The sequence below is a fragment of the Limnobaculum allomyrinae genome (genome assembly GCF_016649425.1).
Lineage (GTDB): Bacteria > Pseudomonadota > Gammaproteobacteria > Enterobacterales > Enterobacteriaceae > Limnobaculum > Limnobaculum allomyrinae.
This window is the reverse complement of record NZ_JADRCR010000002.1, coordinates 254,738-268,533: the sequence shown is the minus strand read 5'-3', so window position 1 is coordinate 268,533 and position 13,796 is coordinate 254,738. Positions and strand designations below refer to the sequence as shown.

Annotated in this window: 14 protein-coding genes and 1 tRNA gene; 13 read left to right on the top strand and 2 right to left on the bottom strand. The window is 46.6% G+C overall.

The features are described 5' to 3' along the window. The first annotated feature begins 85 nt into the window (after positions 1-85). The 13 genes from I2494_RS05445 to I2494_RS05385 all read left to right on the top strand — a co-directional run bounded on the left by I2494_RS05445 (position 86) and on the right by I2494_RS05385 (position 11,869). The gene (locus I2494_RS05445; protein ID WP_218466095.1) at positions 86-982 is read left to right on the top strand and encodes a sugar kinase; all 897 of its coding nucleotides are present in this window, start codon (positions 86-88) and stop codon (positions 980-982) included. 48 nt (positions 983-1,030) lie between these two features. After that, positions 1,031-1,816: a DeoR/GlpR family DNA-binding transcription regulator gene (locus tag I2494_RS05440; RefSeq protein WP_218466094.1), complete on the top strand. Its 786-nt coding sequence runs from the start codon at positions 1,031-1,033 to the stop codon at positions 1,814-1,816. Positions 1,817-2,133: 317 nt separating this feature from the next. Continuing rightward, positions 2,134-3,171, top strand: a complete 1,038-nt coding sequence (locus I2494_RS05435; protein ID WP_218466093.1) for a TRAP transporter substrate-binding protein — start codon at positions 2,134-2,136, stop codon at positions 3,169-3,171. Between the two features lie 113 nt (positions 3,172-3,284). Beyond that, the gene (locus I2494_RS05430; protein ID WP_218466092.1) at positions 3,285-5,189 is read left to right on the top strand and encodes a TRAP transporter large permease; all 1,905 of its coding nucleotides are present in this window, start codon (positions 3,285-3,287) and stop codon (positions 5,187-5,189) included. Between the two features lie 77 nt (positions 5,190-5,266). Further along, entirely contained in the window at positions 5,267-6,040 is a 774-nt protein-coding gene (locus I2494_RS05425) for an SDR family NAD(P)-dependent oxidoreductase (protein ID WP_218466091.1), read from the top strand. Positions 6,041-6,155: 115 nt separating this feature from the next. Beyond that, positions 6,156-7,205 (top strand): LacI family DNA-binding transcriptional regulator, encoded by a 1,050-nt coding sequence (locus I2494_RS05420; protein WP_218466090.1) that lies wholly within the window; start codon positions 6,156-6,158, stop codon positions 7,203-7,205. A 114-nt stretch (positions 7,206-7,319) separates the two neighbouring features. Further along, the gene (locus I2494_RS05415; protein WP_218466089.1) at positions 7,320-7,736 is read left to right on the top strand and encodes an HIT family protein; all 417 of its coding nucleotides are present in this window, start codon (positions 7,320-7,322) and stop codon (positions 7,734-7,736) included. Between the two features lie 83 nt (positions 7,737-7,819). After that, positions 7,820-7,987: a hypothetical protein gene (locus I2494_RS05410; protein WP_218466088.1), complete on the top strand. Its 168-nt coding sequence runs from the start codon at positions 7,820-7,822 to the stop codon at positions 7,985-7,987. 76 nt (positions 7,988-8,063) lie between these two features. Next, positions 8,064-8,148: transfer RNA gene (locus I2494_RS05405), tRNA-Leu, on the top strand. 198 nt (positions 8,149-8,346) lie between these two features. Further along, positions 8,347-9,597 (top strand): tyrosine-type recombinase/integrase, encoded by a 1,251-nt coding sequence (locus tag I2494_RS05400; protein ID WP_218466087.1) that lies wholly within the window; start codon positions 8,347-8,349, stop codon positions 9,595-9,597. 91 nt (positions 9,598-9,688) lie between these two features. Continuing rightward, positions 9,689-10,138 (top strand): DUF2787 family protein, encoded by a 450-nt coding sequence (locus I2494_RS05395; RefSeq protein WP_218466086.1) that lies wholly within the window; start codon positions 9,689-9,691, stop codon positions 10,136-10,138. 324 nt (positions 10,139-10,462) lie between these two features. Continuing rightward, positions 10,463-11,350 (top strand): GTPase family protein, encoded by an 888-nt coding sequence (locus I2494_RS05390; RefSeq protein WP_218466085.1) that lies wholly within the window; start codon positions 10,463-10,465, stop codon positions 11,348-11,350. A gap of 60 nt (positions 11,351-11,410) precedes the next feature. Next, the gene (locus tag I2494_RS05385) at positions 11,411-11,869 is read left to right on the top strand and encodes a hypothetical protein (protein WP_218466084.1); all 459 of its coding nucleotides are present in this window, start codon (positions 11,411-11,413) and stop codon (positions 11,867-11,869) included. Here the strand turns inward: I2494_RS05385 and I2494_RS05380 are convergent. Beyond that, positions 11,794-13,449, bottom strand: a complete 1,656-nt coding sequence (locus I2494_RS05380; protein ID WP_218466083.1) for a carbamoyltransferase C-terminal domain-containing protein — start codon at positions 13,447-13,449, stop codon at positions 11,794-11,796. The two genes, I2494_RS05385 and I2494_RS05380, sit on opposite strands and share 76 nt — an antisense overlap. Further along, positions 13,446-13,694 (bottom strand): hypothetical protein, encoded by a 249-nt coding sequence (locus I2494_RS05375; protein ID WP_218466082.1) that lies wholly within the window; start codon positions 13,692-13,694, stop codon positions 13,446-13,448. Before I2494_RS05375 ends, I2494_RS05380 begins: the two co-directional genes overlap by 4 nt. Positions 13,695-13,796 lie beyond the last annotated feature (102 nt).

The following is a 13,796-nucleotide window of genomic DNA, read 5'->3' as shown; positions in this document are numbered from 1 at the left end:
CATGAATCACTCTTTCAGCATTTATTTGAATTAAAATGGACAGCAATACGACAATATCTGACAATAATGAAAAAGGAGCCGGACAATGATAAAGATCGCCTGTATTGGTATTGCGGTTCAGGACCGCCTGTATTACGTGGAAAAGCTGCCCCATGGCGGTGGAAAATATGTCGCACAGGACTATAAAGAGATCGGCGGTGGGCCCGCAGCGACAGCGGCGGTTGCCATTGCACGGCTCGGAGCGCAGGTCGATTTCATCGGCAGGTTAGGTGATGATGCGGCAGGAAAAACCCTGTTGTCAGAGCTGGAATCATCCGGTGTGAATACCTCTCTGACCAAAGTCTTCAGTCAGGCTCGCTCATCGCAATCGGCGGTGCTGGTGGATCAGCAAGGCGAACGCATTATTATTAATCACCCCAGTCCTGACCTTCCTTATGAGCCTGACTGGATGAAGCAAATTGATTTCAGCCAGTACGATCTGGTACTGGCGGATGTTCGCTGGCATCAGGGTGCAGAGTACGCCTTTACTCAGGCCAGAGCGGCCGATGTTCCTACCTTACTGGATGCCGACATTACTCCCCAAAACATTCTGCCATTAATTCAGTTGGCGGATCATGCGGCCTTTTCTGAACCGGGATTAATCAAAGCTACCGGTGAGAACGATGTGACAAAAGCGCTCACGCAGGCAGATCAGATGACACCGGGAACCGTGTATGTGACCAGAGGAAAATCCGGCTGTTTTTGGCTGCAACAGCAAGCACTACAGCATCAGCCAGGTTTTAACGTAAAGGTAGTAGACACCACCGGAGCCGGGGATGTATTCCACGGTGCACTGGCTTTGGCAATAGCAGAAAAACAGCCGATGGCGCAGGCAGTACGCTTTGCCAATGCGGTTGCTGCACTAAAATGTACCCAGCCGGGGGGACGGGCAGGTATTCCGGATCGCCATCAAACTGACGCCTTTTTGTCACTTTGTGTATAGAATAGTCACCATGTAAGCGAAGCGATGTCAATTTATGGGAGACAGAGGATGGAATTGACGGAACTAACGGGTAATCCAAGGCATGACCATCTGATTACCCTGATAGCCGAACACGGTTATATGAATATCGAAGATCTGGCACAGATTTTAGATGTTTCCACTCAGACAGTGCGACGAGATATCCGTAAGTTAAGCGAGTTGGGGCTGATTTCCCGACATCATGGCGGGGCGGGCCGCCCTTCCAGCGTAACGAATACCGCTTTTGAACAGCGTGAAATTTCCTATACCAATGAGAAAATTGCCATTGCCCGCAGCATTGCCGAGTACATTCCGGATGGCTGTACGCTGTTTATGACCATTGGTACCACGGTAGAACACGTCGCCAGAGCGCTGGAGGTGCGTAAAAACTTACGGGTTATCACCAATAGCCTGCGCGCGGCCCATATTCTGTATAAACACACCTCGTTTGAAGTGATGGTTCCCGGTGGAACCATTCGCCCCCATAACGGCGGAATAATTGGCCCCAGCGCGGTATCCTTTGTTGAAGGCTTTCGCGCTGACTATCTGATTACCAGTATGGGTGCTATTGAAAATGACGGCAGCATTCTGGAGTTCGATGTCAATGAGGCGGCGATAGTAAAAGCGATGATCGCCCATTCTCGCCATATGTTACTGGCGGCCGATCACACCAAATATCATGCCTCTGCGGCGGTAGAGATTGGTAATGTAAATCAGGCAACCGCCCTGTTTACCGATGAAATGCCGCCGGTACAGTTGGCTTCCTATTTGAAACAGCAGCAGGTAGAGATCCACATTTCCACGCCGGAAAAATAGTTGATTACTCGGCCATTGCCCCCGGATAGTTTATCCGGGGGCAATCATTTATACCGCTCCAAAGCCTGACCTTTCTCTCCCATTTCCCCCAAAGATTTATCGATTCAAATCACACTTTAGCTATTTAATAGCCAATTTCTCGAATAATGGTTGAATTGTTTTTCCTCTCTCTATATGTTTTCTGTAACGGTTCACTAAAACGTTACAGAAGAAAAAATGAACAATGCTTTAAAGAATAAAGTCTGATGGTATCCGCCCTACCGGAAAGGACTTTATTACTTAAAAATCAATAGCGTGAAGACTATAGGAAAATAATCATGAGCGACAAGATTCAGCATTCTTTACGAAAGACTTTAGTGTGTACCTGTATGGGCTTAACCATGATGGCTGGATTAGCCATTAGCAGCCTGGCGAATGCCGCGCCCACCGTCTCGTTTCGCGTTTATTCCTCATTGCCCGCTGACGAAAACTCAGCTCACTACGTTTGGTTTCAGCGTTTCCAGAGCAATCTGGAAGCCAATGAGAATCTAAAAGGCAAAATCAAACTGAATTACTTCCCTAACGGCATGTTAGGCAAAGAGGCCGACGCGACTCAGCAAGTGCGTATTGGCGCCATCAATATGATGATTTCCGGCAGCTCCATTTGGGCTACGCTGGTGCCTGAAGTCGGCGTACTCGACTTAGGCTATCTGTTTAAAGACTACGAGCACGTTGGCCGAGCGCTGGATGGCAAACCCGGCAAACAGTTGTCCGATATGATGATGCAAAAAGCGAACGTCATGGTACTGGGCTATGGCTATAGTCTGGGGGCTCGCAACATCTACACCAAGAAAGTGGTGGATAGCCCGGACGATCTGAAAAACTTAAAAGTTCGCGTATTACCGGTGCCTAACTTTATTGCCACCCTGAACAGTATGGGAACGGTTGCCATTCCGATGCCCGGTGGTGAAGTCTATTCCGGCCTGCAAATGGGCGTCATTGACGGCGTTGAGCACGATGCTGCTACGGTGTTCGCCAGCAAATATTATGAAATTGCCCAAAATGCCACCCTCACCCAGCACATTTACAACCCGGTGCTGATTGCCATGAATAAAGCCTCATTTGAACGCATTCCGGAAAACCTGCGCGCCGACGTACTGGCAGCAGCTACCGAAGCCACCAACTATGAGCGTCAGCAATCACAATCGATGGAAAAAAATGCCATTGTCGAGCTGGAGAAAAAAGGCGTGGTGTTTAAAGCCACTGACCGGGACTATTTCAAACAACAGGTTCAGCCGGTATGGAATGAATTTATTACCAAATATCCGGATATCAAACCTATCGTTGATGAAATTACCAGCGCTGAAAATAACTAATTAATTAGAAAGGTTATTCCAGAAATAACAGCCGGGCGCAGAGAGACTCCACTCTATCGCTCCGGGATCCCTGCGCCGTTATTTCACGGATTGACCACCGACAGAGGTACATTATGTCAGACTCCTCTCTTATCGAAAATGAGATCGGCACGGCGGAAACTACGCCGGTACCAGGCCCGAGAGATATTATGATTCTCAGCAGCCTGAGTCGATTCCTTACCAAAATTACCGCCGGTGCGGGCGCCTTGGTGCTGTTTATTAACGTGGTGGTGGTATTCGCTTCCGTTATCTGGCGCTATGCCCTGCACTCACCGCTGCACTGGGCTGAAGAGGTCGCCAGAGCGTTAATGATTGCACTGGTATTCTTTGGTGTCGCCACCTCTACCGGTCGCGGAGGCCATATTGGCGTAGACCTGTTTTTACGCTTCCTGCCGCCGCACGTTCGCCCTTATGTGGTACACGCCAGCCGTTGGATACTGTTTATGGTTTCTATCGGTCTGGTGATTTCAAGTTACGATCTGGTTCAGGCCGCCCGACTGCAAACCACAGAAACCGGCCTGCCACAGGTTATCTACGTCATTCCGGTATTTATTGGTTCAGTCGTGATGGTGGTTGCCGCACTGGAACACGCCCTGCGTGAAAGACTAAGAGTAGTGATGCTGAGCGCCGTGGCTATCGCAATATTAGTCGCCATTGGCTATGCCAAACTGTCATTTATGGATGACCCTTCCTCTGCGGCAGCGGTATTAATGCTCTCCTGCTTTGTGTTGGGTATTCTGGCCGGTGTGCCCATTGCCTTTACGCTCGGCATGTCAGCCATGGTGTTCTTTATTTGTGACCCATCGCTACCGTTTGTCTTCTTCTCTCAGCAGGTTGCTGCCGGTGTTGACCACTTTGTGTTGCTGGCAATTCCATTCTTCCTGTTGGCCGGTGCCGCGATGGAAGTCAACGGTATGTCCACCCGACTGGTTGAACTGATTGTACGCGGTATGGGTAAATTCCGCGGTGGTCTGAATATGACCACCGTGCTGGCTATGGCATTCTTCTCCGGTATTTCCGGCTCCAAACTGGCAGACGTTGCCGCCGTGGGCGGGGTATTAATGCCGGCAGTACGTCGAGCCAAGCAGGACAGTGAAGAAGCCGCCGGCGTATTTGCTGCCTCGGCCATGATGGCGGAAACCATCCCACCTTGCGTTAACCTGATTGTATTAGGCTTTGTCGCCAACATCTCCATTGGCGCGCTGTTTATCGCCGGTCTGGTACCTGCGGCCTGTCTGCTGGTGCTGTTACTGATTGCCGCTAACTTCTTTGGCAAACGTATCAGTATCTCCGACGCCTATCCGATCCTACGCCCACGCAAGCAACTGCTGCTGGGCGCGGCGGTTGGCCTGATTATGATTCTGATGATTGGCCGCGGCGTGGTTGCCGGTATTGCTACTTCCACTGAGATCTCCGCTTTCGCCGTGGTATACGCTCTGGTGGTTGGTCGTCTGGCCTTTGGTGAACTGACGTTAAAAGCGACGGTAAAACTGTTTGTGGATATCGCGGCGATGTCCGGTGTGCTGCTGTTTATCGTGGCCTGTGCCACCAGCCTCTCCTATGCCCTGACTATCCAGATGATTCCGCAAATGATTGCTGACGCACTGGTGGCCATCGGCTTTAGCCACGGTGCCTGGCTGTTCCTGATACTGACTATCGTGATTCTGATTATCTTCGGTGCGGTACTGGAAGGTGCTCCGGCGCTGATTATCTTCGCACCGATTCTGGTACCGATTGCGGTTCAACTGGGCTTCGACCCACTGCACTTCGGCATTGTGATGGTGCTGGCGATGGGCTTTGGCCTGTTTTCACCCCCCATCGGGCTCGGACTCTACACCACCTGCGCCATTTGCGGCGTAGAGATGAAAAACGTCATTCGCCCGATGCTGAAATATCTGGCGGTCGTTATGGTCGGGATCATCGTGGTGGCCATGGTGCCAACGATTACAGTTTGGTTGCCAAGACTGATGGGTTATTAACAGTCATTTGCGGCAATACCCGATATTGCCGGACGTATAAACAATAAATTAATCATTAAAAACAACCGAGGTTTATTATGTTAAGAGAATTAAAAGGAAAACGCGTTCTGATCACCGGTTCTACCGCAGGTATCGGACTGGCAACCGCCAAACTGTTTTTACGCTATGGTGCCAAAGTCGGCATTAACGGCCTGAGCCGTATTGACGATGCCAAAACGCTGGCGGAACTGGATGAACTACCGGGTGAGTATTCACTCTTCCCTGCGGATCTGACGAAAAGCGACCATTGCGAAAAACTGGTGAGCGATTTTATCACGCAGTTTGGTGGTATGGACGTGCTGATTAACAACGCCGGTGGTCTGGGTGGTCGCAGTAATCTGGAGAATATTGACGATGCGTTTTACGACCACGTTATGGATCTGAACGTTCGTTCGGTACTGATGGTCACTAAATATTCTATCCCGCATTTACGGGATGCCGCCAAAGAGACCGGCCTGACAACCGCCGTACTCAGCACCGGTTCCATTGCCGGACGCGACGGTGCCGGTATCGGCGCAGGTATTTACGGCAGCGCCAAAGCCTGGGTTCATAATATTCATCGCAACTGGGTGAAAGAATTTACCAAAGACAATATTCGCTTCAACATTGTCTCACCAGGCAGCATTGATACCGCTTTCCATCACGGTAAAAGTGAGGAAGTACTAACTAATATGCGTAACTCTATTGCCATGGGCCGTTTTGGCACTATTGAGGAAGTGGCGCCGACCTATCTGTTTCTGGCGACCCATGCCTTCAGTGGTTATATCACCGGACAGATTGTGGATGTAAACGGCGGCCAGATGGCACCATAAGCCTTGCGATTTGCGATAGCGGGCCCAGTGAACCGTGCTGTCGTAAATAGATATCGCTTACGGATAAAAAACCTTTAGAATCATTGATAAAAATAAACCAGCAGCAGGGAATAACATGGCAAATATTCGTGATGTAGCAAGTCGTGCAGGCGTATCGGTCAGTTCGGTCTCCAATGTTCTTAACGGGCGAACCGATCAGATGCGTCAGGAAACGCTGGTGCGCATCGAAAACGCCATGCTGGAACTGAACTATCACCCGAATCGGGCAGCCCAGCAGTTAAAAACCGGGCATGCCAAAATGATTGGGCTACTGGTTCCTTCTATCGTTAACCCCAGCTTTGCAGCACTGGCGCGGGAAGTGGATCTGGCGGCCAAAAACAATCATGGCTATCGGGTGCTGTTGGGAAATACCTATCGGGAAGAGGACGAAGAACAGGCTTTTCTCACCGATTTAATGTCCCACGGCGTACGTGGCGTTATTGTGGTTTCCAGCTCTATCGAAAAAAGCCACTTTTCCGAAGCGGCAGAAAACGGTCTGGTGATGGTGAACTATGACGGAAGTTCGGTAACCGATGCGGAGTCTAACCAGATTCTGTATGACAGCGTCTCAATGGATAACCGGCAAGCCGGGCGCATTGCCGCTCAGTACCTGATCGATCAGGGTTGCCGTGAAATCGCCTTTGTCACCGAAACCACCCGCACCATCAGCCGTTGCCATAAGATAGAAGGCTTTCTGGCACTGGCTGCCGAAAAGGGAATGAAAACCCACGCCCGGGTCATTGAGGGCAAAGCCACCAAAGCTTACGGTGATACCGAGATGGTTGAGCTGGGAAACCAGCTGGCGGCAACGATCGGTGAATTACCGCTTAAGCCGGATGGTATTGTCGCGATTAACGACGTGCTGGCTATTGGCCTGATTGCCGGCCTGCGTAGTAAGGGAATTCGGGTTCCGGAAGATATCTCTATTGTGGGTATCGATAATATCTCACTGTCGGGATTAATCACGCCGGCTCTGACGTCAGTGGCCCCACCGCTGGCGGATATGGCAACCATTATGGTAGAACGGCTAATCAGCCGGCTGAATTCTCCTCATATCAATGCTGAAGAGTTTTTATTTACACCAACGCTGGTGGTTAGAGATTCCGTAATTAAACGCCCCGGATAAATAACGCAGCGCCTGCGTTTTTCGCGGCACAAAGACCAATAAATACTGTACCAGGCTGATAAGCATGAATTATCTGCCGGGGTAACTATGACCTGAATTTACCATGGAGCCGTTATGAGCAATGCATCTTGTGGCTATTGCCATCCTGAAAATGAGTATGTGCTGTGGCACGATGACCAGTGCCGAGTACTGTTTGTAGAACAGACCGATTTTACCGGCTGGTGCCGGGTCGTGTGGAATGAACATCTGGCTGAATTAAGCGATTTAGACCCGCAGCAGCGCAACCGCATTATGCAGGTAGTGGCTGAAGTGGAGAAAAACATTCGCCAGTTACTCAGCCCAAAAAAAATGAATGTCGCCAGCCTGGGTACCGGCCTGCCGCATCTGCACTGGCATATCATTCCGCGCAATGAAGACGACAGCCACTTTCCTGAACCGGCATGGTGTCAGCCGCTGCGCCAGGGCGTAATACGTCCATTACCCGAAAACTTTGTCGATGAGATGAAAACGCGCCTGAATGCGGCGCTGTAAGCCTCAACGATAGTGATTCAGTCTCTTTATTGTTCCGATGCGATAAAAAGACTGTACGGCACACAGAGGACCAGAAGACCTCTGTGTGCCACCTGGCAGTAAGCAGTACCGATGTAGCAACCAACATGGCTAACGTCTCTTTGTTTGTTACCAGCAATAAAGAACAGCGACGCTATGACGATTGCGAAAGTAGTATCCGGTGGCCGCAAGGCCACCAACTATCACTTATCGGCTATTTTAGAACCAGTTAGATGAAATTTAAGGGATAACGCTTGCGCAGCGTTGTCTGACAGGTATAATGCCGAAGTTTTCCGCATTCTGCTCAGTGCCTGAGTGGCGAAATCGGTAGACGCAGTTGATTCAAAATCAACCGCCTTCGGGTGTGCCGGTTCGAGTCCGGCCTCAGGCACCATTAGAATGTAAATAGACCTCAACTGAGGTCTTTTTTTATGTCTGAAATCCCAGTTCTGCAAGCCTTTCCGTGCCTTTTCACTCAACTTACGTATACTCGATTCAACCCACATCAACTTCTATTTGCGGGTACAAATGCGGGTATATTCCGGTTCGATAAATAATGTACCCGCAAAAACAATAGAAAGGAGCAAGGACTATGGCTCTAACCGATGTAAAAGTACGCACAGCAAAGGCGTCAGAAAAAGCCCATAAGCTTACCGATGGCGGAGGGCTTATTCTTCTCGTCCATCCAAACGGTTCAAAATACTGGCGACTGCGTTATTACTTTGACGGTAAAGAAAAAACGTTGGCTTTCGGTGTCTACCCTGAAATATCATTTTCTGAGGCAAGGCAAAAACGTGATGAAGCAAAAAAATTAATTGCTAATGGCATCGATCCAAATGAACAGAAAAAAGCCGTCAAGATAGAACAATCGAATGCTCATACCTTTGCTGAAATAGCCAGAGCTTGGCATAGCAGCAATAAAAAATGGTCACCTGCTCATGGAGCAAGGATCCTTAGAACCCTTGAGCTAGAGATTTTCCCTTCTATTGGTGATCGTCATATCGCAGATTTAAAAACTTGCGATTTATTAGTCCCTATAAAGCGAGTCGAGCAATCTGGTCGATTAGAGGTCGCCGCACGCTTACAACAGCGTACTACGGCGATCATGCGCTATGCCGTACAGAACGGCATTATCGACTACAACCCAGCGCAGGATTTAACTGGCGCTATAGCTACCGGCAAGAAAGTCCACCGCCCTGCCCTTCCTTTTGAACGAATCCCAGAGCTACTTACCCGGCTGGATAACTACCAGGGAAGATACCTAACCACCCTAGCAGTGAAATTGACCTTACTCATCTTTATCCGTTCCAGTGAACTGCGCTTTGCTCGTTGGTCAGAAATCGATTTTGAACGAGCGCTTTGGACAATACCGGGAGAACGAGAAGAACTGGAAGGTGTTAAACACTCACACAGAGGCTCTAAGATGAGAACAACTCACCTTGTTCCCCTAAGTAGACAGGCCATGGAGATCTTAAAACAGATACACCAAATCAGCGGTGACCATGAGCTTATCTTTATTGGTGATCATAACGCTAATAAACCAATGAGTGAAAATACGGTGAATAAGGCTTTACGCGTAATGGGCTATGACACCAAGACAGAAGTCTGTGGTCATGGCTTCCGTACCATGGCCTGTAGTGCATTAATTGAGTCTGGGCTGTGGTCTAGGGATGGTGTTGAACGACAAATGAGCCATCAGGAGCGTGACGGGGTTCGTGCTGCATATATTCATAAGGCTGAGCACTTAGATGAGCGGAGATTGATGGTGCAGTGGTGGGCAGATTATTTGGATGAGAATCGAAAAAAAGAAACTAGCCCATTCGAATTTGCTAAATTGGCCTGACTAACTAAACACTAAATTTTATCTAAACCAAGAGGTGGCCTGTGCCGCCTCTTTTTTTATCCATGAACAAAAATACGAATGAGAAGTATTTATGAAATTAAAATTAACACGACTAAAGAGAAGAGTTCCACACTTAACGATTACCTGTGATTTACCAATTTTTAAACCTTTCATTAATCTGTTGGCCAACGCCATTGAATGTCACCCTAAGGTCTTCAGCATTACGCTCAATTACAGCAATGCTGACTATACGGCAAAATCAGGCGGTTACCGCCCTGTTGAGATTAGGCTAGAAAGGAAACAGGATAATCGCTGGCATATTTGTTACGTCACTGAATTTACCTATATACCTACACCATTTGGCCACGAATCAACTTATGCCATTGATTTTGACTTTAGCCGGGGCATTGGTTACCAGTTAGGTATGACTTCAGAACCTATTGCTGCCTACGGGCCGCTGTTCAGCCTCTGGCAACGTAACTTCTGTCGTTACCATTCATATGATACCTATCAGTGCAAAATCAGTGTTGAGGAGTCATAAAGTACGTATAAGCGTTATTTATTATATTTAATACTCTGTTCAGCACGTCTCTCACTCTTTCGTTTAACGCCACCTGCCTATTGCAGTCATACACCGTTAGTACAGTCTAGCTGTGTAAATATGGACTGAATCGACCAAGATAAATATTCAATATAGAAGAATATTAAGCATATTCCCCCAGCGAAATAACGTTTAGTTGTTTTTAACCTCATTGATCGCTGGTGACGATCAATGAACCATCATGCGATCGGTACAAACGATCAATCCCTAATCAGTGAGTTGATAGACTGAAGCCTTTAAAAAAACCTTCAAAAGGAAAGCGTTATGGATGATAAATCTGGCATTGAAATTGTTAGGTCTTACTTAGATATTTTGCCTAAGTCACTCAGTGACAAAATCGTAGATAAATTAAAGCACACCATTAACTACGAGCCGGTCATTGGTGTAATGGGAAAAACGGGAGCAGGAAAATCGAGTTTATGTAATGCCATATTTCGCAGCAACATTTGTGATGTCAGCGATGTAGGAGCCTGTACCCGAGAGGTCAAGCGAATGAAGCTAACCTTTGGCAAACGGTCTCTCATTTTGATAGATATTCCGGGCGTCGGTGAAAGTAAGGAACGCGATGAAGAGTATAAGAAATTGTACCGCTCACTATTACCCGATTTAGATATTGTACTTTGGGTATTAAAGGGGGATGACCGTGCTTTCGCATCCGATGAATATTTTTATCACCATGTGATTAAAGCCAGCTTGCAGGGAGATGACAAAATTGTTTTTGTCTTAAATCAGATCGACAAAATTGAGCCCTATCGAGAGTGGGATACCGTGAACAACCGTCCCTCCCCATTACAGCTTCAACATATCAAAGAAAAACAAACCTACGTTGAAAAGTGCTTCCACTACCCAAGAAATCAGATTGTTGCCGTATCCGCAAACGATAAATACAACATTGATCTGTTGGTTGAGGAAATCATTCGATGTCTCCCAAAGCACGCCAAAAGCAATGTTATCGCCCAGGTCGATCCCAAAAACAGAACCGATCAGGCAGTCGAAGAATCAATAGAGGCTTTCGGCGAAGGAGTCAGTGATTTCATTGATAACTTGTTAGACGTTGTACCTCTACCTTCCCCTGTAAAAACGGTATTGAAAGCGACTAAAGGTGTTGTTGTATCCGCAGCTAAGAAGGTGTGGGGATTCTTTTTTGGTTAATAGCTGACCGGATATTAGGTACTCACTCATCATTCAATTATTTAGAGAAAAGGAACAGTCATGTTATTAAATAAAATCATTTCTAATGTAATTTGCATTACCGGGTTATTATTAATTGCCAGCAATAGCTATGCATTACATATAAGCGGAGAACTTCAACCACAGAGATATACTTACTATCTTACTAACGATTTTTCCCAAAAACTTAATCAGTTACGTCAACAAGGTGGTTATGCAACTTATCCGCAATCAAAATTAGGTTTATCTCTATATTTAGGCCAGAAAGGCCTGACTGAAAAACCTCAACCTAAAGCGATGACCTGTATTTCATCGATTTGGTATAACGATTTATATAAGCAACAACAGCTTAATATTGGTTGTATCGATGATACCGGTGTCGAATATAAAGCATACAATGAATGGCCACATAGTAGTATTACCGCTCAACGACTAATTGAGCTGGTGTCGAATGATTCTATAGTGTTGGATGCAAGGGAGAAGATCCTCGTATATGCCTGATAACGTGGAGAATCAATTAAAAGATGTACTTGACCTCCGACCACAAAGCCATCCAGACCATGCTCCTCTACGTATGTACCAAGATCGGTGATGTTGTTGATGAAGCCTTTACCATTAAAATTGAGAGAGGTATTGCATAAGACACCGTAACCGGTACGAGTTTTGAATGCAGTAAGTAGATCATGAAGACTTTTGTTTGTTGCAGATGTAACTGTCTGGATACGTGCAGTACCATTAACATGTGTGACTGCCGCAAGGGCTTCTGTTTTCGCTCGGTGCGTAAAGAGCATATATGGACTCTCGTGATTACATCCGAACCACTTTTCAGCATCTTCCAAAAGACAAACTGGAGCAATTGGGCGGAATTGTTCACGTTGCTTGATTTCGTTCAAACGAACTCTGGTACTCTCTCGGAACGGAGCTGCAAGGATAGACCTGTTACCAAGTGCACGTGGCCCAATTTCGTATCTACCACTCACCCATCCGAGGATGAGATCGTTGGCCAGCATATCGGCAACCTGATCGTTGTCGATACTGTAGATATCATATTTCTCGGAGTTGTATGTCTTATCCATTCTAAAATTAAGGCCACTGTAAACATCCCATGCAATCTTGGGATTACCTGTAAAATGGAATTGAGCATCAATAGCTGTACCTATAGCGACTCCGGAATCGTTAGCAACCGGAGGCACGAAAACTTCCGTAAAAAGGTTTGTTTCTTTCCACTTGCTATTCCAGTCGCAGTTCAAGCCGCACCCTCCTGCAATAATAAGAGGTTGCTTTTTATTTAAGTTTTTCTTTGCGAACTGATAAAAAATATCGAAGATTGAGTTACTATAAATTCCTGTGAAATTGCGAAACTCTTTATCTTCTAATCCAACATTAAAATGTGGGGCTTGTCCAATATTCTCATACTCACTCAATGGTCTGAACGGGCCATTCAATAGAAAACTAAGGAGTTTCTTTTCTTCTGAATGAGGAATACTCCGATTCGAAAACGACGCTAAGGCCATAAGCTTCCCCGCATCTGAGAATCGCGGATAAGCACCGTTCTTAGGAAACGTTGGATCCGCTAAGCCGTAAAGTAATCCATAACGATTCCCTGGTTGATTCAAAACATCAGCAATAAGTGTGATATTCAGATCCGAATCTATTTCGTAGAACGCACCAATTGCCCCCTCCCACACTAACGCATAACATGGAGTGCCTTTTGGAAACTCTGACATCCCGAACGCGCAAAGTATGTGCGCACGTTCATGTGAAGATGAAAAATATTTAACCTGTTTTTGTAAAAACTGCCTTTGACTTATGATAATATCGGTACTTGATATACCGCGGTATCCAACGTTAATTTTTGAGCCGTATAAATATTCATGATGATCTCTAGGCCACCACCCCCCAGCACAAATAACATCAGGTATATCGTCAAGTTCACCAAAAGAATCTAATACATCTGAAATGCCAACTGGAGAATATCGATTATTTGAATCTTTTTCTGCTTCAATAGACATTATTAAGCGACCATCTTCAAGGAATGCTACAGCACCATCGTGGCCTGGGTTATAAGAGAGAATTTTCACTTAGCGACAATCTCCATACTTTGTAATTTTACATTAGCAATGTAGCTGCCAATAACGTCGACAGCCCCTTTAATAGCCTCTAAAAATTGTTTTTTTAGTGACGTTTGGCAGTCATCCAGGCGATGGGATAATTCACCAACCGCTTTTTGGTATGAGTTATATATGTCTTTCGTAGTAAATTTTGTACGCTTTGCCTGATTATTAACATTACTAGCCGTGTAATACACACTACCGAAGTTATTCATAACAGTAGAGCCTTAAGAGTTCATTATTATTAAACTGGCCACATTGCTCTAGCATCAATTAGCTTGCTTTCGATTTTGATAAAGTTAAGAAAATTGAGACGG